Origin of the sequence: Micromonospora sp. NPDC048170 (genome assembly GCF_040652795.1) — a bacterium.
Lineage (GTDB): Bacteria > Actinomycetota > Actinomycetes > Mycobacteriales > Micromonosporaceae > Micromonospora.
Genome location: NZ_JBEZMR010000011.1, coordinates 141,461 through 162,229, shown reverse-complemented (window position 1 = coordinate 162,229; position 20,769 = coordinate 141,461). Strand labels below are relative to the sequence as shown.

General features: G+C 72.6%; 15 protein-coding genes. 7 read left to right on the top strand and 8 right to left on the bottom strand.

Features of this window, described 5'->3' with window-relative positions:
• Positions 1–6 precede the first annotated feature (6 nt).
• Positions 7–1,077, bottom strand: a complete 1,071-nt coding sequence (locus AB0D32_RS17185) for a CapA family protein (protein WP_357090669.1) — start codon at positions 1,075–1,077, stop codon at positions 7–9.
• 146 nt (positions 1,078–1,223) lie between these two features.
• On the opposite strand from AB0D32_RS17185, the gene AB0D32_RS17180 reads away from it, so the two are divergent.
• A complete protein-coding gene (locus AB0D32_RS17180; RefSeq protein WP_357090667.1) occupies positions 1,224–1,829 on the top strand; it encodes a hypothetical protein in 606 nt (201 codons plus the stop codon).
• Between the two features lie 157 nt (positions 1,830–1,986).
• Here AB0D32_RS17180 and AB0D32_RS17175 read toward each other — a convergent pair whose 3' ends face one another.
• Positions 1,987–3,807, bottom strand: a complete 1,821-nt coding sequence (locus AB0D32_RS17175; protein WP_357090748.1) for a hypothetical protein — start codon at positions 3,805–3,807, stop codon at positions 1,987–1,989.
• On the opposite strand from AB0D32_RS17175, the gene AB0D32_RS17170 reads away from it, so the two are divergent.
• On the top strand, positions 3,758–4,444 hold the full coding sequence (locus AB0D32_RS17170) for a citrate/2-methylcitrate synthase (protein WP_357090742.1): 687 nt from the start codon (positions 3,758–3,760) through the stop codon (positions 4,442–4,444). The genes AB0D32_RS17175 and AB0D32_RS17170 overlap by 50 nt on opposite strands.
• 34 nt (positions 4,445–4,478) lie before the next feature.
• Here the strand turns inward: AB0D32_RS17170 and AB0D32_RS17165 are convergent, their stop codons facing one another.
• Positions 4,479–5,426 (bottom strand): YafY family protein, encoded by a 948-nt coding sequence (locus AB0D32_RS17165; RefSeq protein WP_357090665.1) that lies wholly within the window; start codon positions 5,424–5,426, stop codon positions 4,479–4,481.
• Between the two features lie 58 nt (positions 5,427–5,484).
• Between AB0D32_RS17165 and AB0D32_RS17160 the strand changes: the two genes are divergently transcribed.
• Positions 5,485–6,696 carry an epoxide hydrolase family protein gene (locus tag AB0D32_RS17160; protein ID WP_357090663.1) on the top strand — a complete coding sequence of 404 codons (1,212 nt, stop codon included), beginning with the start codon at positions 5,485–5,487 and terminating at the stop codon, positions 6,694–6,696.
• Position 6,697: 1 nt separating this feature from the next.
• The gene (locus AB0D32_RS17155) at positions 6,698–7,813 is read left to right on the top strand and encodes a winged helix DNA-binding domain-containing protein (protein ID WP_357090661.1); all 1,116 of its coding nucleotides are present in this window, start codon (positions 6,698–6,700) and stop codon (positions 7,811–7,813) included.
• A gap of 21 nt (positions 7,814–7,834) precedes the next feature.
• Here AB0D32_RS17155 and AB0D32_RS17150 read toward each other — a convergent pair whose 3' ends face one another.
• On the bottom strand, positions 7,835–8,578 hold the full coding sequence (locus AB0D32_RS17150) for an N-acetyltransferase (protein WP_357090659.1): 744 nt from the start codon (positions 8,576–8,578) through the stop codon (positions 7,835–7,837).
• Positions 8,579–9,053: 475 nt separating this feature from the next.
• Between AB0D32_RS17150 and AB0D32_RS17145 the strand changes: the two genes are divergently transcribed.
• Positions 9,054–9,491: a TraR/DksA C4-type zinc finger protein gene (locus tag AB0D32_RS17145; RefSeq protein ID WP_357090657.1), complete on the top strand. Its 438-nt coding sequence runs from the start codon at positions 9,054–9,056 to the stop codon at positions 9,489–9,491.
• 131 nt (positions 9,492–9,622) lie between these two features.
• On the opposite strand, the gene AB0D32_RS17140 is transcribed toward AB0D32_RS17145, so the two are convergent.
• Complete coding sequence (locus tag AB0D32_RS17140) at positions 9,623–10,885, bottom strand: FAD-dependent oxidoreductase (RefSeq protein WP_357090655.1); 1,263 nt, start codon at positions 10,883–10,885, stop codon at positions 9,623–9,625.
• Positions 10,886–11,018: 133 nt separating this feature from the next.
• Between AB0D32_RS17140 and AB0D32_RS17135 the strand changes: the two genes are divergently transcribed.
• Entirely contained in the window at positions 11,019–12,587 is a 1,569-nt protein-coding gene (locus tag AB0D32_RS17135) for a helix-turn-helix domain-containing protein (protein WP_357090653.1), read from the top strand.
• A 51-nt stretch (positions 12,588–12,638) separates the two neighbouring features.
• Here AB0D32_RS17135 and AB0D32_RS17130 read toward each other — a convergent pair whose 3' ends face one another.
• Together AB0D32_RS17130 and AB0D32_RS17125 are read right to left on the bottom strand one after the other, a co-directional pair.
• On the bottom strand, positions 12,639–14,843 hold the full coding sequence (locus tag AB0D32_RS17130) for an ATP-dependent RecD-like DNA helicase (RefSeq protein ID WP_357090650.1): 2,205 nt from the start codon (positions 14,841–14,843) through the stop codon (positions 12,639–12,641).
• Positions 14,844–14,981: 138 nt separating this feature from the next.
• Positions 14,982–15,473, bottom strand: a complete 492-nt coding sequence (locus AB0D32_RS17125) for a winged helix-turn-helix domain-containing protein (RefSeq protein WP_357090648.1) — start codon at positions 15,471–15,473, stop codon at positions 14,982–14,984.
• 382 nt (positions 15,474–15,855) lie between these two features.
• Between AB0D32_RS17125 and AB0D32_RS17120 the strand changes: the two genes are divergently transcribed.
• A complete protein-coding gene (locus AB0D32_RS17120) occupies positions 15,856–20,214 on the top strand; it encodes a S8 family serine peptidase (RefSeq protein ID WP_357090646.1) in 4,359 nt (1,452 codons plus the stop codon).
• A gap of 155 nt (positions 20,215–20,369) precedes the next feature.
• Here the strand turns inward: AB0D32_RS17120 and AB0D32_RS17115 are convergent, their stop codons facing one another.
• Positions 20,370–20,669 carry a winged helix-turn-helix domain-containing protein gene (locus AB0D32_RS17115; protein ID WP_357090644.1) on the bottom strand — a complete coding sequence of 100 codons (300 nt, stop codon included), beginning with the start codon at positions 20,667–20,669 and terminating at the stop codon, positions 20,370–20,372.
• Between the last annotated feature and the right edge of the window lie 100 nt (positions 20,670–20,769).

Here is a 20,769-nt window from a genome sequence, read left to right as displayed (position 1 = left end):
GGTGAACTACCCCGTGGGCGACGCGGCGAGCCCGGTGCAGGCGCGCAGGTCCGCGTACTCGCGGAGGATGCGGGTCGCGTCCTGCCCATCCGCGAGCCGGGGCTGGCCGGTGCGCCGGGAGATCAGGGCCGGCACCAGCTCCGTCTCCACGATCTCCGAACCGCGCAGGGTCACCCGGAGCACGCCCGTGTCGTTGCTGTACGCGTCGTCCCGCCACCACACGAAGTTGCCCAGTCCGTACTGGACGAACGTCCTGCCGATCCAGCCGTCGCCGAGCAGCAGGTGGGCGTGGGTGCCGACGACGAGGTCAGCGCCCGCCCGGGCCATCTCGTCGGCGAAGGCGCGCGCCTCGCGGGGCGGGCACGCGTCACCCTCCGTGCCCCAGTGGACGTAGGCGACGACCACGTCGGCCCGCTGCCGCGCGGCTCGCACCGCCGCGACCGCGCGGGGCAGGTCCCGCGTCATCGCGATGCCGGCCCGGTTCTCCGTGGCCCGCCACTCCGACCACAACTCGTCGACCTGGCTGAAGGCGAGGAACGCGATCCGCGTACCGCTGACCCGGGTGATCCACGGCGCGTACGCCGCCGCCGCGTCGGCACCCGCGCCGACGGCCGGCACCCCGGCGGCCCTCGCCGCGTCCACGGTGTCGGCGAGTCCCTCCCGCCCGTAGTCAAGCGTGTGGTTGTTCGCGATCGACACGACGTCGACCCCGGCCGCCTTCACCGCGTCGTACGCGCTCGCCGGTGCCCGGAACAGGAACTGCTTCGGCTCGGCGGTGCCGCGGGTGGTGACCGCGGTCTCCAGGTTGACCATCGTGAGGTCGGCGGCCGACAGCGTCGACGAGATCGGCCCGAACGCGGTCGTCGGGGCGTCCAGCAGTCCCGTCGTACGGCCGGCGAAGTGCACGTCGCCCGCGAAGGCCAACGTGATCTCGGCGGGCCCGGCCTGCGACGAGGGGGCCGCCGCCTCGGCGGAGCGGGCGGGTGCTCCGGCCGGCGGGTCCGGCTCGGCCGGGCACGCGGTCAGTGCCAGGGCCAGGGTCGCCGCCGGCGCGACGAGGAGTCGTGACCACCTCACCTCAGGCAGCGTACGGCGTGCCGCCCGTCGCCGAGCCCTCTTGGCCGAGTTGGTCGGCGCCGTCCTTTCTCGCCGGTAGTTCGGCGCGCGGGTCCGTCGCACGTCGACTCGTCGACGGGCGGGGGGACACCTGACAGGATGTGCCCATGCGGGGCTGGCGGAAGCATGCGTTCGTCGTCGTCTGGGCGGTCCTGTCGGTGACCGCGTGCACGTCGTCACGGGACGCGGGCCATGCTCCCCGACCCTCGCCGGAAGCCACCGCCACGGTCGGCGCCGCCACCGGTGCGCCGGACTCGACACCTGGTGTGCCGGGCCAGGTGTCGTGTGGGGACTCGATCGATGCCGCGCCGCAGCCCCCGGACGGCTACCGGGTCGTCGCGGGGGACGTGGCGGTACCCACCCGGGCGGTTCTCCAGGCGGCGGAGTCGGGGGAGGCTGACCCCGCTGCGCGTCTGTTCGCCAAGTGGGGGCTGGTGGTGCGGTCCGGCGCGGTGGTCGATCTTCGGGTGGCAGCCGGCTGGGAGGACAGGGCGCGCATCGGTTGGGGTCATTCGGTCGTGCCCGTGGTGAGCACGCGCGTGGGCGCCTGCCCGCCGGCCGCCGGTCGGACGCAGTGGCTTGCCTTCGCCGGCGGGACCTGGGTCGCGCAGCCGGGCTGCGTGCCGATGGTGGTCAGTACGGGCGGGCGGCAGGCCCAGGTGCGGCTGGGCATCGGTGTGCCCTGCGACGACGGTCAGGTGCCGAGGCGCTGAGGCCTTCTTGTCGGCGACACGACCGGGCGCGTCGGCGTGGCGACCGGGGATCGGGCTCCCCGGGGCCGCCGCTGGTGCGGTGGCTCCGCTGGCCGTCGGCCGAGCGGGGCCAGCTCGGCTGATCCGGGCCGGCCCCGCTGTCCATCGGCGTGCCGGCCTACTTCTTCGGCAGCGGGAAGCGGGCCAGGTCGGTGCCGTGCATCCCCCAGGTCGCCTTGCCGTTCGGGGTGAAGTGGAACGACGGGTTGTTGTACCAGCCGCGCGGCACGTTGTCGTACAGCGTGCTCGTCGCACCGCCCGGGGCCGTCGGCAGCTCGCTGATGTCGTTGGTCCAGTGCACCCAGGAGAACACCCGGCCGTCGACCCCGTTGAACTGGCCGTACCCGCCGAGATCGCCTTCCATCACGATCGTGCGGGTGTGCAGGTCGTAGGCGAACCAGGCGCCGCGCGGGCGCCGACCCATGGCGTAGAGCAGGTTGCCCACCACGTGCAGGCTCTCGTACGACTGCCAGTCCGGCTTGATCTCCTCTCGCCACAGCAGCCTGCGGGTGACGATGTCCACCGCCGCCACCTGCGCGACCTTGCGGATCGGGCCGGTGGTGCCCTCGCCGTAGGTGTCGCCCGCGATGTAGGCGGTGGTGCCCTGTACCACCACGTCCATCACACTCTGCTCGGGCAGGAACTCGCGGTGCGCCTCGAAGCTGTTGGTGGCAAGGTCGACGAAGGTCAGCGCGCCCGTGTGTTTGGTGGTCTGCGGGCTGGATGCCACGATGAGCTGGTTGCGTCGCCGGTCGACGACGATCCGCTTGGTCCGTAGCTGCTCGTTGCCGAGCAGGCCGAGCACGCTGATCCGGTGGTTGTTCGGGTCGACGGCCACGATCTGGGTGCTCGGGTAGAGGCCTGCGTAGACCACGCCGGCCCTGCCCTCGGCCATCGCCTTGACCTCGCCGTTGATGTCGAACCGGTCGTTGGTGCCGGCCTCGGTGCGGTGCACCGTCATCGCGTAGTGGCCGCCGACCCAGATCGTGCCCCGGGTGTGCCGCATCATCGACTGGATGGTCTCCGGGTAGCCGAATCCCCGGGTGGCGGTCTGCCACACCTGGGCCGCGCCGCCCGGCGTCGCCTTCCACAGGTGCCCCAGCCCGCTGACGCCGAGCAGCGCGCCGCCGGGGAGCGGGGCGAGGAGTTGGTTCTCCACGTCGGCGAGGGGCTGCCCGACCTTGAGCAGGCCGTCGGCGGTCACCTCGTACAGGTTGGTGGTGAGTCGGGTGAGCGCGTAGACCTTGCCGTCGCTGCCGACGGTGACCTGGTCGACGTAGCGGTCCTCGGCGGGGATCTCCCGGGACACCCGGTCGGAGCCGTCCCGGCGGAAGGAGATCAGCTGCCGGCCGCTGGCGACGTAGACGACGCCGTCGGAGACGGCCATGTCGAGGATGCCGACCGGCGACGAGCTGAGGTGCGCGGTCAGGTCGGTTGCCGCGCCGCCGGCCTTCGGCCACGCCAGCAGGGTGCCGGGCGCGGCCGAGCCGCCGTAGACGTACTCGTCGTCGACCGCGACGGCCGCCGCGTACTGGGAGGTGGAGATGCGACCGTACGTCTCGATCGTCGCGTCGGCCAGGCGGATCCGCTTGACGGTGCAGTCCGGGTACGTGCCGATGTAGAGGTGCTCGCCGTGCACGACCATGTCGTAGTACCAGGTGGTGCTGCCCCCGGCCCGGGCCCAGGCCACCAGCTCCCTGGTCTGCGGGTCGAACCGGTAGACGTACGCGCTGCCCGCCGGCCCGATGTAGACGTACCGGCCGTCGGCGGCGAGCTTCTGCCCGCCGTTGCTCGCGATGGCGAGGTCGTCGATGCCGCGCATCTCGCCGGTGTTGACGTCGAACTCGCCCAGCCGCATCTTCCCGTCCGGTGTGTTGAACCGGGAGGTGATGAAGACGCGGTCGTCGATGACGGCGGCGCCGCGGACGGCTGCGGTCAAAGACGCCGGACCGAAACTGGTCGGGGCGAGCGCCTCATCGTCTTGCGCGAACGCCGGGGCTGCGAGCGTCGCCTGGCCAACTGCCAGGGCCGCGCCAGTGATGCAGGTACCGGCCAGGATTGATCGACGGCTGAGGGGCATCGTTGTCTCCGTTCGTCCGCGTCATTACGGTCGGGACCTTAATAACGGTCGAAGTGTGCCGTCAAGGGTTTGCCCCACTCGTCGGATCGACCTCCTGGCGCCCGGCGGGGCAGCCGGAGCGTCAGGAGGTCGACCCGGGCGGCACAGCCGGGACCGGCAGCCTGCCCGGGTTCGGGCATCCGCTGTTCCGCAGGGCGACCCGCGTGGCGCGACGCTGCTCGACCTCGTCGCGGACCTGCCGATCGGGGGCGACCTGCGGCGGGCCGTGGACGACCTGACCGCCACGGCGGCGCGGCAGGGCGCCCTGCCCAACGTCGACTTCGCGCTCGCCGTGCTGGCGCACGCGACCGGCATGGGGCCGGGCGCCGCCGAGGTGGTCTTCGCGGTCGCCCGGACGGCGGGCTGGATCGCGCACGTCAACGAGGAGTACGCCCAGCCGGCCAACCGGTTCCGCTGGAACAGCGGCTACACCGGGCCACCTCCCACCTCGCCGTGAACCCCGGCGCGGCCTGTCCTCGCGGGCCGGGCGGTCAGGTGGCGCGACGGCAGCGGTCAGCGAGGGCGCGGATCGCGTCGACGAGCTCCGGCGGGTCGGTCACGGTGAAGTCCACCCCGACTGACGTGACCATCCAGGCGAGGTCGGCAGCCGAACCGGCGCCGAGGTGCAGCAGACAGGTGTCGTCGTCGACGGGCTCCACGGCGCCCATCCCCGGCCACACCAGGTCGGCCACCGTCGCGGCCGGCCCGTGCACGGTGACTGTCGCCCGTACGGCCCAGGGGCCGGTGGCCAGCTGCCGCGACAGGTACGCGGTCACGTCGCCGTCGGGTGGCTCCCTCGGGGCGAAGCGTGGCCCGTTCGGGGTGCGGGCGCGCAGCCGGTCCACGCGGAACGTGCGCCAGTCGTCCCGGTCGGTGTCCCAGGCGACGAGATACCAGTGCCGGCCCCAGTTGACCAGGGTGTGCGGCTCGACGTCGCGTACCGTCGCGACGCCCTGGTGGTTGGTGTAGTCGAACCGCAGGCGCTCGCGGCGCGCCGTGGCCTCCGAGATGGCGAGCAGCACGTTCGGCTCGACCCCCGGGCCTCCGTCGGCGACCCGGACGGTGGCCTGTTGCAGGGTGGTGACCCGGTGACGCAGGCGGGACGGCAGCACCCGTTCCAGCTTGGCCAGCGCGCGCAGCGCGGTCTCCTCGATGCCGGTCACCGAGCTGGCCGTGGCGGTGCGCAGGCCGATGGCGACCGCGACCGCCTCGTCGTCGTCGAGCAGCAGCGGCGGCAGGGCGCCGCCGGCACCCAGCCGATATCCGGAGAGCCCCCGGGCGGCGTGCACCGGATAGCCCAGCTCGCGCAGCCGGTCCACGTCCCGGCGCACGGTGCGGGTGGTCACCCCGAGCCGGTCGGCGAGGTCGGCGCCGGACCGGTCCCGGTGCGTCTGCAACAACGACAGCAGCTTCAGCAGGCGGGCCGAGGTCTCCGACATGGGTACCAGGATGCCAGGCAGGTTAGGAACGTTACTGACCTAACCGGCTCCTAGCGTGATGGTCGTGACGAATTCCGATTCCGCGATCCGCCCCTTCCGCATCGCCATCCCGCAGGAACAATGGGACGACCTGACCGCCCGGCTGGCGAACACCCGCTGGCCGGTGCTGCCCGACGTCGGCTGGAGCCGCGGCGTGCCCGTGGCGTACCTGAAGGATCTGGCCGAGCACTGGCGCACCGGCTACGACTGGCGGGCCCACGAGGCGGAGCTGAACAGGATCCCGCAGTTCGTCACCGGGATCGACGGGCAGCGCGTCCACTTCCTGCACGTACGCTCGCCCGAGCCGGACGCGACGCCGCTGATGCTCCTGCACGGGTGGCCGGGCTCGATCCTGGAGTTCCTCGATGTCATCGGCCCGCTGACCGACCCGCGCGCACACGGCGGCGACCCGGCCGACGCGTTCCACCTCGTCGTCCCGTCCCTGCCCGGGTTCGGGTTCTCCACGCCGCTGGCCGGGCCGGGCTGGGGGAGCGAGACGATGGCCACGGCTATGGTGCGGCTGATGAGCCGGCTCGGCTACGAGCGCTACGGGGTGCAGGGCGGGGACACCGGCTCCTACGTCGCCCCGGCCATGGGCCGACAGGCCCCGGAGCACGTGCTCGGGGTCCACGTCAACGCGCTGGTCACCTACCCGATCGGCGTCGAGGGCGAACTCGACGGGCTCACCGACGCCGAGCAGCGGCGCCTGGCGGCGATGGAGAGCTACAACGACGGCTACCTGCAGATCCAGGCCAAGTCGCCGCACACGTTGGCGTACGGGCTGCACGACTCGCCGACCGGGCAGCTCGCCTGGATCGTCGAGATGTTCCACCGCCTGACCGATCGCCCCGCCGACGAGCCCCTCGACACCGTGGTCGACTCCGACCGGCTGCTGACCAACGTCAGCCTCTACTGGCTGGCGGGGGCGGGCGGATCGGCCGCGCAGGTCTACTACGAGGACATCACCGCGAACGCGTGGAGCGCCGGGGCGGGCGAGTGGGGAGACACCGGCGCGGACGGCGACGCCGCCGGCTGGGCGGCCCCCGCCGGCACGGTGCCCACCGGCGTGCTGGTGTCGACCGCGAAGGACGTCACGATCCGGCGGTTCGCCGAGCGCGAGCACCACGTGGTGCACTGGACGGAGTACGACCGGGGCGGGCATTTCTTCGCCCTGGAACAGCCCCGGCTGTTCACCGAGGACGTGCGCGACTTCTTCCGGAAGGTTCGCTGAGATGGACGCCCGCCGGCAGGATGCGTCTGCGAGGACGGAGGTGCTCGGCCGGCGGGCCCTCAACCGGTCCACGCTGCACCGGCAGCAGCTGCTGCGACGCGGCACGGACGGGGTGGTCGAGACGGTCGAGCGGATCGGCGGCCTCAACGCCCAGCAGCCGAACGACCCCTACCTCGCCCTCCACTCGCGGCTGGCCGGATTCGAGCTCGGCGACCTGACCCGGGCCGTCGAGGACGGCCGCCTGGTGCGCTCGTGCCTGCTGCGCGCCACCCAGCACCTGACGAGCTCCGGCGACTTCCGGTGGCTACGTTCGGTGCTGGACCCGATGCTGGCCCGGGTGCAGCGCAACACGTTCGGTCGGCGTACCGCCGGTGTCGACCTGGCCGAGCTCGTCGCCGACGCTCGGGCGATCCTGGCCGGCCGCACCCTGACCCGCGCCGAGCTCGGCCGGCGACTCGCCGAACGTCGCCCGGACGCCGACCGCACCGCGCTCGCGTGGTCCGCGCAGTACCTGCTCCCGTTGCTGCACCCCGCCCCGAGCGGCACCTGGGACACGCGTGGCGCGACCCCGCTCGTCCTGGCCCAGGAGCACCTCGGCCCGCTGGAGCGCCCCGACCCCCGGCGGCTGGTGTCGCGGTATCTGGCCGCGTTCGGGCCCGCGACGACCGCGGACCTGCGGGCCTGGTCGGGTGTCAGCGGGCTGCCGCAGGTCGTCGCCGGCATGGCCGGCGAGCTGCGCGGCTTCCGCGACGAATCGGGCCGCCGGCTGTACGACCTTCCCGATGCGCCCCGGCCCGACCCGGACACGCCGGCGCCCGTACGGCTGCTCGCCGGCTTCGACAACCTCCTGCTCGCGTACGCCGACCGGACCCGGATCATGACCGACGAGATCCGGCGCCGGGTGTGCGTGGGCGACCTGATCATGCCCACCGTGCTGGTCGACGGGGTCGTGGCCGGCACCTGGGAGCTGGACCGCGGCGCCGGGCTTGTCACCGTCGTGCCCTTCGCCCGGCTGCGACCGAACGACGCGGACGCGGTCACCGCCGAGGCGCACCGGGTGCTCCGGCTCGCCGCACCCGACACGACGCCGTACGAGGTGCGGATCGGGCCGGCCTGACCCGTGCGGGCGGCGGCCCGTCTAGAGCCGGTGCCTGACCCAGACGTTGGGCTCGACGTAGACGGCGTGGTCGTGCGTCACGTCGCAATGCACCGGCACGAGGGCCCCCGGCACGTGGACCGGCCCGCTGGTGTCGAACGGGAGGCCCGTCCAGCGACGCCAGTCCGCGAGGGTTCCGGTGATCGTCATCGACCGGGCGGCGACGCGCTCGATGCGTCCACCCGCGCGGACGTGCACCCGCAGCCACGGGTCGACCGGCAGGCCGTCCTCGCGGACCTGCGCCGCGTACCGCGTCATCGGCAGCTCGGGCCGGGTGTGCTTGCCGCTCGGGCGGACCGGCGCGACCAGCGTGTCGTAGCCCAGTTTCGCGACAGCCTCCCGCATGGCGGCGAGCATCAGGGCGGACAGCCCGGTGCCGCGCCGGTCGGGCCGGACACAGATCTCCAGCGCCGAGACCATGTTGGTGGCGGCGCCGGTGAGGCGGTTGACGGTGGCCCGCTGGATCGCCCGGTTCCAGCCACCGTCGGGAAGCTCCGGCTCCGTCCAACGCAACGGCACCGCGTACGCCCGGGCGACCACGCGCCCGGGATCGCCGGAGTCGACGGCCGCGAACACGAACTCGGGATACAGGTCGTGGGCGACGGTGTAGTAGACCGTACCCATCGGGTCCCACAGCATGAACGGCGGCCACGCCCCGTCGAAGTCCTCGTCGAGCGGAGCGGCGAGGTCGGGACGGTCGGCCAGGCTGACGATGTCGAGGGTCACGGCGGAAACGTAGGGGTTCGGTCGGTCACACGCACGCCATTTTCTGGGGCCTGTGGGCCGGGTCACGGGGGCCCTGATCGCCGAGACGGCGCCGCGACGAGGCCACCCGGGCTCCGGGAACTGGCCGGTACGCCGACGTTCGGACTATGGTGACGCCGTGATCGCCCCCGGCCCCTCCTGGCAGCCCCGCACCGCTGTTGAGCAGGGCATTCCCTCCCAGCCGCGGACGGCTGCGGGGGTCGGGGCGCGGACCCACCGCGCCGCGGGCGTGGTCACCCGTCGTGTCGTCGCCTGCCCGCGCCCGCCGGGGCGCCGTCGCGCCGATCGTCGAGCCGCCGACCCGGCGGGTGCCGCTCCGGCGCCGCCCGCCGCCACCCGGCCGAGATCCACGGGACCGGCACCGGCGGGCGGAGCGCACCAGCGCTCCGCCCCTTCTTTTCGTTGCGAGCAGGGAGAAGAACCGATCGTGTACGTCGTGAACAGGCAGAACGAGCTGGGTGTGCTGCGGATCGTCCTGGAGGAGCAGTACGAGCGGCACAGCACCCAGCTGGCGCTGCTGGACCGGCAGGCCCGCCGGATGCGTTCCGACGGCGGCGATCTCGGGGCCGCCTCCGCGTTGACCGCCGCCACCCGACGGGCGCTGGGTGACATCGCCCGGGCGCTGCACTATCTGGAACAGGGCCACTACGGCAGCTGCGAAGGGTGCGACCGCGACATCCCGATCGAAGAACTGGCGCACCGCCCGGCGACCCGGTTCTGCGTCACCTGCCAGCCCGCGGCTTTTCCGCGCGCCGCCCACAGCCGGCGCACGACGCCCACCACCGGCGGCGCCCCGCGCGAGGGCATGTGGCCGAAGGCCGGAGCACCCTCACGAAGCGATCGCTGTCGCCACCGGACCGGCCCCGCGGCGTAGGTGCCCGGGACACCGCGATCACGCGTGGCGCGCCGGCCGTCGGGCCGGATCGGTGACCGGCGCCGTCCGCGGCCTCTGGTCCGAGGTGGGCTCGGGCCAGAAGCCGCGGGTCGTTCCGCGGGCGGTGCCCGTCAGCGCAGCGGGTCGAAGGGGCGCAGCTGCACGGGCTGCCCGCCGCCGGTGATCTGCGCGGCGAGCAGCTCGCCGGTGAGCGGGCCGAGGGTGATGCCCCACATGCCGTGGCCGCCGGCGGCGAAGACGCGCGGTGACCTGGTCCGGCCGATCAGGGGAAGCCCGTCGGGGGTGCAGGGCCGGGAGCCGACCCACTCGTCGGTGCGGGCATCCAGGTCGGCGCCCCGCAGCAGCGGTCGCGCGGCCTCGGCGATGGCCGAGATGCGGCGCCGGTCCAGCGGCGCCTCGGCGCTGCGGAACTCCATCATCCCGGCGACGCGCAGCCGGTCGCCCAGCGGCGTGCAGGCCACCCGCTGCGCGGGGAAGTAGACCGGACCGGACGGCAGGTGCTCGATCGCGACGCTGAAGCTGTATCCGCGGCCGGCCTGCACGATGGTCCGGACGCCGAACCGCCGGGCCAGTTGACCGAGCCAGGTGCCGGTCGCCAGCACCACCGCGTCGTAGCGCTCGTCGGTGCCCTTGGCGGTCACCACCCGGACGCCGGTTCCCTCGTCGCGGACGTCCACGACGTCCACCCCGTCCACGATCGCCCCGCCCCGCGCCCGGACGGAGTCGGCCAGCGCGTGCACGTACTGCCCCGGGTTGATGTAGCGCTGGTCGTGCAGGCGGATGGCGGCACCGACGGTGTCCGACAGCGAGGGCTCCACCTCGCGTGCCTCGGCCCCGGTCAGGACGTCGAACTCGATTCCCTGGCCCGCGGCGTGGATGTGCGCCAGCTCGTCGAGCAGGACCGAGCGTTCGGCCTCGGTCCGGTACGCCGCCATGAACGACTTCGCCTCGTGCGTCGGCGCCGCGACCCCGCCGGCCGCCAGCGTGTCGAACGCCTCCAGAGCCTGCCGGTTCATCGGGATGAAGGCCCGCATCGCGGTCTGCCACTTCGACGGCGTGCTGTGTCGCGCGAAGCCCACCAGGAAGCGCAGCAGCCGGGGATCCGCACGCGGCGGCACGTAGACCGGCGAGGACGGGCTCAGCACGGCGCGCACCCCGTAGCGCAGCACCGCCGGCTCCGGCAGGGGAGTGGTGATGCCGGGGGTGAGCCAGCCCGCGTTGCCCCACGACGCGCCCGCCGCGACCCCCGTACGGTCGAGCACGGTGACCCGGACCCCCCGTTCCTGCAGGAACCAGGCGGTGGCCAGCCCGACCATCCCCGCGCCGACGACGGCGACGTGCTGGGGGGCGGGCACTGACTCGACGGGGGACATGTCTTCTTCTCCTTCAGGGGCAACCGGGATCGGCCAATCCTGTCCCCGCCAGGCCGGGAGGTCATTGTTCTCCCCGGCCAAGGATTTCCCTGGTGGTTGGCCGGAGCGGACAAGGCCGAGGCACAATCACGTCATGCTCACCGTGGCTGGCGTCGTGGAGGCGGCCGGCGCCGCCTTGCTCAAGATCGTCGTCCCCGCCGACGAGGCGGAGGTCCGCGACGTGACCCTCGCCGAACTCGACGATGCCACGACCGGCCAGAGCGGCGACCTCGTCCTCGGTGTGGGCATCTCGACACCGGAGCAGGCACTCACCGTCGTCGCCCGCTGCCGGGAGGCGGGCGCCGCCGGCCTCGTCCTCAAGCCGCCGCTGGCCGTGCACCCCGACGTGACGTCGGCCGCCGCCGAACGGCGCCTGACCCTGGTCGAGCTGCAGAGCCACGGCTCCTGGGCCCAGCTCGTCTGGCTGCTCCGCGGGGTGATCGACCGGGCCGTCGCGCCGGGCTCGCCGGAGACCGGGGAGCCCGGCGTGTACGACGAACTGTTCGCCCTCGCCGACGCGACCGCCGCGGTCGTCGACGCGCCGGTGACGATCGAGGACGCCCAGTCGCGGGTGCTCGCCTACTCGTCGCGGCAGGATCGTGCCGATCCGGCCCGCGTGTCGACGATCGTCGGACGCCGTGCCCCCGGCAACGTGATCGCCCACTTCCGTTCCCGTGGCGTCTTCCGCAAGCTCGCGACGGGCAGCGAGCTGATCTTCGTACCGCAGGGCCCGGACGGCACGTTGCCCCGGCTCATCATTCCGATCCGTGCCGGAGGCGAGCTGCTCGGCTCGATCTGGGCCGTCGTCGAGGGCCGGGTGCCGGACGGGCGGTTGCGCGATCTCCAGGGCACGGCGTCCGTGCTGGCCCTGCACCTGCTCCGCCTGCGCGTGCAGGCCGACGTCGCACGCCGGGTGTCGGCCGACCGCCTGCGGGCCGCCCTGCGGGCCCCCGGCAGGATCGGTCGGGAGGAGTTGGCCCTCCCCGAGGGGCCGTGGCGGGTCGTCGCGCTCGGCGGCACGGGGGAGATGGTCGACAACGTCGCCCTCTGGGAGTCGATCGCCCGCCGGCACGGCTGGCGCCAGCCGCTGCTCGCGGACGTCGGAGACGTCCTGTTCGCCGTCCTGGTCGACGAGGGCGGGTCGCCCGGGTCCCGGCGGTGGATGGAGAAGCTGATCCACGACGTCGCCGCGCACGACCCCGGGCTGCACGCCGCGTCCGGCGGGGTCGCCCGTGACCTGACGGACCTGCCGCGCTCGCGCGCCGAGGCGGCGGAGCTGCTCGCGTTGCGCGGTCCAACCGGGCAGCGGGGCCCGATGCTGCGGTTCGAGGACCAGTGGGCGGAGGTGGTCGTGCACCGGGTGGTCGGCGCGGTGCCCGGCGCCGACCTGCTGGTCGGTGGGCCGCTGCCCGATCTCGTGGCCCACGACCGGGAGCACGGCACCGACTACGTCGCCACGGTCGCCGCCTGGCTCGACCAGCAGGGCGACCCGAAGAGGGCCGCCCGGCAGTTGCACGTGCATCCCAACACGCTGCGGTATCGGCTGCGCCGGCTCACCGAGGTCGTCGCCGTCGATCTCGAGTCGCCGCGTACGCGGCTGGCGTTGCAGATCCAGCTCGCGGCGTTGGACCCCGTGCGGACCGCGCCCCGCCCGCCCGGGTAGGGACGCCGGTCGGCCGTGCCGGGGTCATCGCGGGGCCGGACCTCGCGTCGCTCAGGCGAGGCGGTGGTCGAGGGCGGTGTGGCGGCGCCCGGCGCCGACGGTACGGACGGCGGCGGCCAGGGCACGGCGGGACCCGACCAGGACGACCAGCTTCTTGGCCCGGGTGACGGCCGTGTAGAGCAGGTTGCGTTGCAGCATCATCCAGGCGCTCGTGGTCAGCGGAATGACGACGGCGGGGTACTCGGAGCCCTGCGAACGGTGGATGGTCATGGCGTACGCGTGGGCGAGTTCGTCGAGTTCGTCGAAGTCGTAGTCGATGTTCTCGTCCTCGTCGGTGCGTACGGTCAGGCTCTGCTCCTCGGTGCTGAGGGCGGTGACGATGCCGACGGTGCCGTTGAAGACGCCGGCCTGGCCCTTGTCGTAGTTGTTGCGGATCTGGGTGACCTTGTCGCCGACGCGGAACACCCGCCCACCCAGGCGGCGCTCGGGTTGCCCGTCACGTGCCGGGGTGAGCCGCTGCTGGAGCAGCGTGTTCAGGGCCGCCGCGCCGGCGGGGCCGCGGTGCATGGGGGCGAGGACCTGGACGTCGCGGCGCGGGTCGAGGCCGAAGCGGGCGGGGACCCGGGTGCAGGCGACGTCGACGGTCAGGGCGGCGGTGGCCTCGGTGTCGTCGCTGGCGAACAGGAAGAAGTCGCTGAGGCCCTGGAACAGGGGCGACCTGCCGGCGTTGATGCGGTGGGCGTTGGTGACGACCCCGGACTCCGCAGCCTGGCGGAAGACCTGCGTCAGCCGGACCCGGGGGATGGCCGGGGCGGCGAGCAGGTCCCGCAGGACCTCGCCGGCACCGACGGAGGGAAGCTGGTCGACGTCGCCGACGAGCAGCAGGTGCGCGCCGGGCGGTACGGCCTTGACGAGCTTGTTCGCGAGGATGAGGTCGAGCATGGAGGCCTCGTCGACGACGAGGAGGTCGACGTCGAGGGGGTTGTCCCGGTCGTGGCTGGCGTCTCCGCCGGGGCGTAGCTGCAACAGCCGGTGCACCGTGGCCGCCGGATGCCCGGTCAGCTCCGACAGCCGTTTCGCGGCGCGGCCCGTCGGCGCGACGAGGGTGACCTTGGCCCGCTTCGCGGCGGCGAGTTCGACGATCGAGCGGACGGTGAAGCTCTTGCCGCAGCCGGGACCACCGGTCAGCACGGCGACCCTGGAGGTGAGGGCGAGGCGGACCGCCTGTTCCTGCTCGGGGGCGAGGTCGGTGCCGGTACGGGCCTTCAGCCAGGCCAACGCCCGGCCCCAGTCGACGTCGGCGAAGTGGGGCAGCCGGTCGGCGCGGTCGCGCAGCAGCCGCAGCAGGGAGCCGGCCAGGGACTGCTCGGCGCGGTGGAACGGCACCAGGTAGACCGCCGCCGTCGGCTCGCCGTCCGGTCCGGGCAGCGTCTCGCGCACCACGCCCTCCTCGCCGACGAGTTCGTCGAGGCAGGCGGTGACGAGGTCGCCCGCCACGTCGAGGATCTTGGTGGCGTCGGCGACCAGTTGCGAGTCGGGCAGGTAGCAGTGCCCGCTGTCGGTGGCCTCGGAGAGGGTGTACTGGAGGCCCGCCTTGACCCGCTGCGGGCTGTCGTGCGGGATGCCGACGGCCTGGGCGATGGTGTCCGCGGTCTTGAACCCGATGCCCCACACGTCGGCCGCCAGCCGGTACGGCTCGTCGCGGACCACGGTGATGGAGGCCTCGCCGTACTGCTTGTAGATCCGTACGGCCAGGGAGGTGGACACGCCGACGCCCTGGAGGAAGACCATCACCTCCTTGATGGCCTTCTGCTCCTCCCACGCCGCGGTGATCTTCGCGGTGCGTTTCGGCCCCAGGCCGGGCACCTCGACCAAGCGGGCGGGCTCCTCCTCGATGACCCGAAGGGTGTCGAGTCCGAAGTGGGCGACGATCCGCTCGGCGAACACCGGACCGATGCCCTTGACCAGCCCGGAACCGAGGTACCGGCGGAGACCCTGGATCGTGGCCGGCAGGACCGTGCGGTACGAGTGCACCTCGAACTGCCGGCCGTACTGCGGATGCGACGACCACCACCCGGACAGCCGCAGGCTCTCCCCGGGTTGGGCTCCCAGCAGTGCGCCGACCACCGTGAGCAGGTCGGTGCCGCGGTCGGTGGACACCCGGGCGACGGTGTAGCCGGTCTCCTCGTTGACGTAGGTCAACCGCTCGAGTACCGCGTCCAGCACGGCCGACGGCGGGCGGGTGGGGGCAGTCACCCGCCCATACTGCCCTCTGCCGATGCGGGGGTGCCGTCGGCCCGGGCTCTGGCCGGCGCGGTCGGCTGACCGCCCCCTCAAAGCGGCCGTCCGGCGGCGGATTCCTTCGGACGCGGAACTGCCCAAGTCAGGCAGCCGTCATGACCCGCTGACCTTCGGCTGTTGGTGGTCCGTCAGCCGGAACCCGACGCCGCGCACCGCGTCGATGGCCACACCGGTGCCGAGCTCGTGGAGCTTACGGCGCAGCCGCTTCACCAGGGACTGCACGTCCGCCCTGCGTTCCCGCCCCTCGTCGCGCCAGACCGAGCGGTGCAGCTCCGCATAGCTCCACACCCGGACGGGCTCGGTGGTCAGGCAGGCCAGCAGGTCGTGCTCGAGCCGGGTCAGGCCGATCTCGCGGCCCCGGCTGCGGGCCGTCGAACGGGCCGAGTCGATCAGCAGCGTGTCGTCGTCGCCGGCGGTGGGCGTGCCGACGGTCCCCGCCGCGGCGGGCTCCGGGGCAAGTCGCGGCGGGGCCGCGATCAGCCTGCGCAGCTCGTCGAGGTCGGCGACCAGCAGCAGCGGCGCGACGCCGTCCAGGCGTTCCGCGAGTCGGATCCGTTCGGCCGGTGACGGCGTCACCGCGATCACCAGCGGAAACGGTTCGTCGGTCGGCTCTGGTCCGCCCGACGTCGTGCTTTCGTCGCGTGCCCCCACAGCACCCACCCGGAAACTAGGGACAGCTTCTGCCCATTCTCGTCAGGACCGTGACAATCATTGGCAAGCTCTCCGATCGCTGGCCAACGGTTAGTGACAAATTGCTTACGGCAAGTTCTTGATCGTCCTTTCTTGTCGATCATAGTGTCCAGACGGGCAGCCGGCGCGACCCGCGCGGTGCCTGGGGGGCATGCAGGGGTCGATTCCGGTTCAACCGAACGGAGACGAGTTCCTGCACCCTCCACCATGGCTCGTTCCACTCTGGGTCGTTCTGGAGGTGGCACCACCGATGTTCACACGTCCACCCACGAGGCGCTTGGCAAGGTCTCTGATCAGCGCCGGTGCGGCGCTGGTCCTCGCCGCGACAGGCCTGGCCGCGACCGGTACAGGCGCACAGGCCGCTCCGTCCGACAAGATCCGGCCGGAGCTCACCAAGGAACTCCAGGGCAAGACCGAGGGCGACTTCTGGATCCGCTTCAAGGACCGGGCGGATCTCGGCAAGGCCGCCGCGATCAAGGACTGGGCCAAGCGTGGCACCGCCGTCGCCGACGCGCTGAAGAAGACCGCCGCCGGCAGCCAGGCCAAGATCCGCGCTGAGCTCGACAGCTCGGGGACGAAGTACCAGACCTTCTGGGCGTCCAACGCGATCAGGGTCAGCGGCGGCTCCCTGGCGATGGCGCAGAGCTTCGCCGCGCACGCCGAGGTCGAGGGCCTGTACGCCCCGATCGCGTACGAGGTGCCCGAAGTCACCAAGGGCACCGACGAGAAGACGGTGAACGCCCTCGAATGGGGCATCGCGAACATCAACGCCGACGACGTCTGGTCCCAGTACGGCGTCAAGGGCGCCGGCATCACGGTGGCGAACATCGACACCGGGGTCCAGTTCAACCACCCGGCGCTGGTGAACTCCTACCGGGGCAACAACGGCGACGGCACGTTCGACCACAACTACAACTGGTTCGACGCCGCCGGGACCTGCGCCACCGCGCCCTGTGACACCAACGGCCACGGCACGCACACCATGGGCACGATGGCCGGCTCCGACGGCGCGAACCAGATCGGTGTCGCCCCCGAGGTCCGGTGGATCGCGGCGAACGGCTGCTGCCCCAGTGACGCGGCGCTGGTCACCTCCGGCGAGTGGATGCTCGAGCCGACCGACCTCAACGGTCAGAACCCGGACGCCAGCAAGCGGCCGAACATCATCAACAACTCGTGGGGGACGCGGCTGCCCTCCAACGACCCGTTCATGGAGGACGTGACGCTGGCCTGGGCCGCGTCGGGCATCTTCGGCGTCTGGTCCAACGGCAACAGCGGATCGGCGTGCCAGACCAGCGGCTCCCCGGGCAGCCTGGTCAGCAACTACTCGGCCGGTGCCTACGACGTCAACAACAACATCGCCAGCTTCTCCGCCCGAGGCGCCGGCCAGAACGGCGAGATCAAGCCCAACATCGCGGCGCCCGGCGTGAACGTCCGGTCGAGCATTCCGGGCAGCGGCTACGCCAGCTACAACGGCACCTCGATGGCCGCCCCGCACCTCGCGGGCGCGATCGCGCTGCTGTGGTCCGCCGCACCGGCGCTGGCCGGCGACGTCACCGCGACCCGGGCACTGCTCGACAACTCGGCGATCGACAAGGCCGACGCCCAGTGCGGCGGCACCGCCGACGACAACAACGTCTTCGGCGAGGGCCGGCTCGACGCGCTCGCGCTGCTCAGCGCCGCCCCGATCGGCGACACCGGCACCCTGGCCGGCAAGGTCACGGACGCGGCCACCGGCGGCCCGATCGCCGGCGCCACGGTGACCCTGACCGGCCCGGCTGACCGCGAGCTGGTCACCGGGGCCGACGGGACGTACTCGTCCCTGCTTCCGGTCGGCGACTACCAGGTCGCCGTGGCGGCGTTCGGCTACCAGGCCAAGACCACGCCGGCGGCGGTCGCCCGCAACGCGACCACGACGGTCGACGTGGCGCTGGCGGCGGTGCCGAGCGTCACCGTCAGCGGATCCGTCACCGACGGCTCCGGGCACGGCTGGCCGCTCTACGCGAAGGTGACCGTGGAGGGCCCCTCGGGCGTGTCCGACTACACCACGCCCGTCAACGGCCGCTACAGCCTCAAGCTGCCGGCCGGGAGCACGTACAACCTGAAGGTCGAGTCGCAGTACCCGGGCTACCAGACGGTGACCAAGCAGGTCGTGGTCGGCACGGGCAACGCCACGGCGAACGTGGCCGTGCCGGTGCAGACCAACGCCTGCACGACCGCGCCCGGCTACACGTTCGGATCGGACGGTGAGTACGAGACCTTCGACGGCAGCACCGTGCCGGCCGGCTGGTCCGTGGTGGACCACGCGGCCAGCGGCCAGGTCTGGAAGTTCACGGACGACGGCGCCCGCGGCAACCTGACCGGTGGCACCGGCAACTTCGCGATCATCGACAGCGACGAGTACGGCTCCGGTGGGAAGCAGGACACCTCCCTCGTCAGCCCCGTCGTCGACCTGACGGGCGTCGCGGCGCCGGTGATCCGGTTCAACCAGGACTACAACTGGCTGGGCAGCGACCGCGCCGACGTCGACCTCAGCCTCGACGGCGGGACCACGTGGACCAACGTGCTCCGGCAGGCGGCCGACGTCCGCGGTCCGAAGGTGACCGAGGTCGCGATCCCGCAGGCCGCCGGCCAGGCCCAGGCCCGGGTCCGGTTCCGCTACTACGACGCCTCGTACGAGTGGTGGTGGGCGGTCGACAACGTGCTGATCGGCAGCCAGCTCGTCTGCCAGCCGATCGACGGCGGCCTGGTGCTCGGCCACGTCCGCGACAAGAACGACAACGGCTACGTCAACGGCGCCACCGTCACCAGCGACGACCGGCCGACCGAGAAGGCCACCACCGTGGCGACCCCGGACGACCCGGGGCTGGCCGACGGCTTCTACTGGCTGTTCTCGTCGCTGACGGACACCCACAAGTTCACCGCCCGGGCCGGCAACTACGTCAGCCAGAGCAAGCAGGTCAACGTCCAGGCCGACTGGGCGACCGCGACGAACTTCCAGCTCGCGGCCGGGCGCCTGTCGATCAAGCCGGCGCAGGTCACCGGTACGGTCCGGATGCCCACCGGCAAGGTCACCAAGGCGTTCACGGTGACCAACACCGGCGGCGCCCCGGTCGAGGTCGAGTTCAGTGAGCGCGACGGCGGGTTCGAGCTGCTCCGGGCCGACGGGTCCCGGATGGGCAAGCAGGAGGTGCTCGGCTCCCGCGGCGCGCCAGAGCAGCGGCTCGAGGTCCCGACCTCGTTCGCCGCGAAGACGTCCGGCAAGTCGACGGCGGCGGCGTCGCCCGAGGTGGGTCCGCAGGCCGACCCCTGGACCGACATCGCCGACTACCCGGCGGTCGTGATGGACAACCGGGTGGTGAACCTGGGCGGCAAGGTGTACTCGATCGCCGGCGGCACCGGCTCGGTGTCCAGCGCGAAGAACTACGCCTACGACCCGATCGCGCAGACCTGGGCGCCGATCGCCGATCTGCCCGGCGCGCGTACCGCCATGACGGTGGGCGTCGTGGACGGGAAGATCATCGCGACCGGTGGCTGGGCGGCGGCCGGCCCCGACGGCACCACCTGGTCGTACGACCCGGCGGCCAACACCTGGACGGAGAAGGCCGACAACCCCGCGCCGCGCTCCGCCGCCGGTCAGGCGGTCGTGGGCGGCAAGCTGTACGCCATCGGTGGCTGCACCACGTCGTCCTGCACGCCGATGTCGAACGACGTCGTGCGGTACGACCCGGCCAGCGACAGCTGGGAGACCATGGCCGACTACCCGAAGTCGGTGGCCTTCGCCTCCTGCGGCGGGATCGACGGCATCGTCTACTGCACCGGAGGCAACGACGGCTCCGCGGCGCAGAAGGCCAGCTACGCCTTCGATCCGGGTGCCAACACCTGGACCGCCATCGCCGACGCGCCGGCCGACAACTGGGCCAGCTCGTTCGCCGTGGCCAACGGCAAGTTCCTCGTGGTCGGTGGCTCGCAGGGCGGCGCCATCACCAACGCAGGCTTCGCCTACGACCCGGCGACCAGCTCGTGGTCCAGCCTGCCGAACGCCAACACGGCGCGGTACCGCGGTGGCGCGGCGTGCGGCTTCTACAAGGTCGGTGGCTCGTCCGGCGGCTTCACCGCGACCCCCGACAGCGAGGCGCTGCCCGGGTTCGAGGAGTGCGCCGTCAGCACCGCCGACGTCAGCTGGATGACGATCGACAAGACGGCGGCCACCCTGGCGCCGGGCCAGGCTGTCACGGTCAACGTCGGCATGACGGCGAGCGTGGACCAGCCCGGCACCTACTCCGCCTCGGTCGCCATCAAGGAGAACACCCCGTACACGGTGGAGCCCGTGGCGGTGACGATGAACGTGCTGCAGCCGACGACGTGGGGCAAGCTGATGGGCACGGTCACCGGGACGAGCTGTCAGGGTGCCAGCTCGCCGATCTCCGGGGCCATCGTCCAGGTCGACTCGTGGGCGATGTCCTTCACCTTCGCCACCGACGCCGAGGGCAAGTACGCCTACTGGATGGACCGTCGGAACAACCCGTTGACGATGATCGTCGCCAAGGACGGCTGGAAGCCCCAGACCCGTCAGGCGAGGATCAACACCGCCACCCCCACGGTGGAGGACTTCGCGTTGTCTCCCGTGCGCTGCTGACACCAAGCGTCAACTGACAGGTACGGCCCGCCTGGTCTCCGACCAGGCGGGCCGTACCGCGTCCTAAGGACGATCAAAGAGGCAACGGGCACAGGGCCGCGGCCCTGTGCCGCCGGTCAGACGCTGTGGTGCCGGTGGGACTGCGGTGCTGCCCGTCAGAGCGGCGCGAGGCGGAAGCCGACCCCGCGGACCGCGTGGATCGTCGCCGAGGCGTCCAGCCGGGCCAGCTTGTGCCGCACCCTCCGCACGACCGAGTGCATGTCGGAGCCGCGGCCGAGGTGCACGTTGCCCCAGACCTCGAGGTGCAGCCGCTCGTAGGTCCAGACCTGGCCGGGCGCGCCGACCAGGCACCGCAGGAAGTCGTGCTCCAGCCGGGTCAGCTCGATCTCGCGGTCCAACCAGCGCAGCACGCGTCGGTCGGAGTCGACGCTCAGGACGGCCGGCGGCGGCGTCACGGCGCCCTGCGCGGGCTCGACTGTCAGGGGCCCTGTGGGCGGAGGTACCGGTGTGGGGCGGGGGGTTCCGGACTCGTCGAGGAACTTCCGTGCCTGATCG

Excerpts from the sequence above, each read along its gene's own strand:
- AB0D32_RS17135 (WP_357090653.1), top strand. The coding sequence starts at position 11,019 with ATGCTCACCGTGGCTGGCGTCGTGGAGGCGGCCGGCGCCGCCTTGCTC.
- AB0D32_RS17155 (WP_357090661.1), top strand. The coding sequence starts at position 6,698 with ATGGACGCCCGCCGGCAGGATGCGTCTGCGAGGACGGAGGTGCTCGGC.
- AB0D32_RS17180 (WP_357090667.1), top strand. The coding sequence starts at position 1,224 with ATGCGGGGCTGGCGGAAGCATGCGTTCGTCGTCGTCTGGGCGGTCCTG.
- AB0D32_RS17140 (WP_357090655.1), bottom strand. The coding sequence starts at position 10,885 with ATGTCCCCCGTCGAGTCAGTGCCCGCCCCCCAGCACGTCGCCGTCGTC.
- AB0D32_RS17160 (WP_357090663.1), top strand. The coding sequence starts at position 5,485 with ATGGTCGTGACGAATTCCGATTCCGCGATCCGCCCCTTCCGCATCGCC.
- AB0D32_RS17165 (WP_357090665.1), bottom strand. The coding sequence starts at position 5,426 with ATGTCGGAGACCTCGGCCCGCCTGCTGAAGCTGCTGTCGTTGTTGCAG.
- AB0D32_RS17170 (WP_357090742.1), top strand. The coding sequence starts at position 3,758 with ATGAAGACGCGGTCGTCGATGACGGCGGCGCCGCGGACGGCTGCGGTC.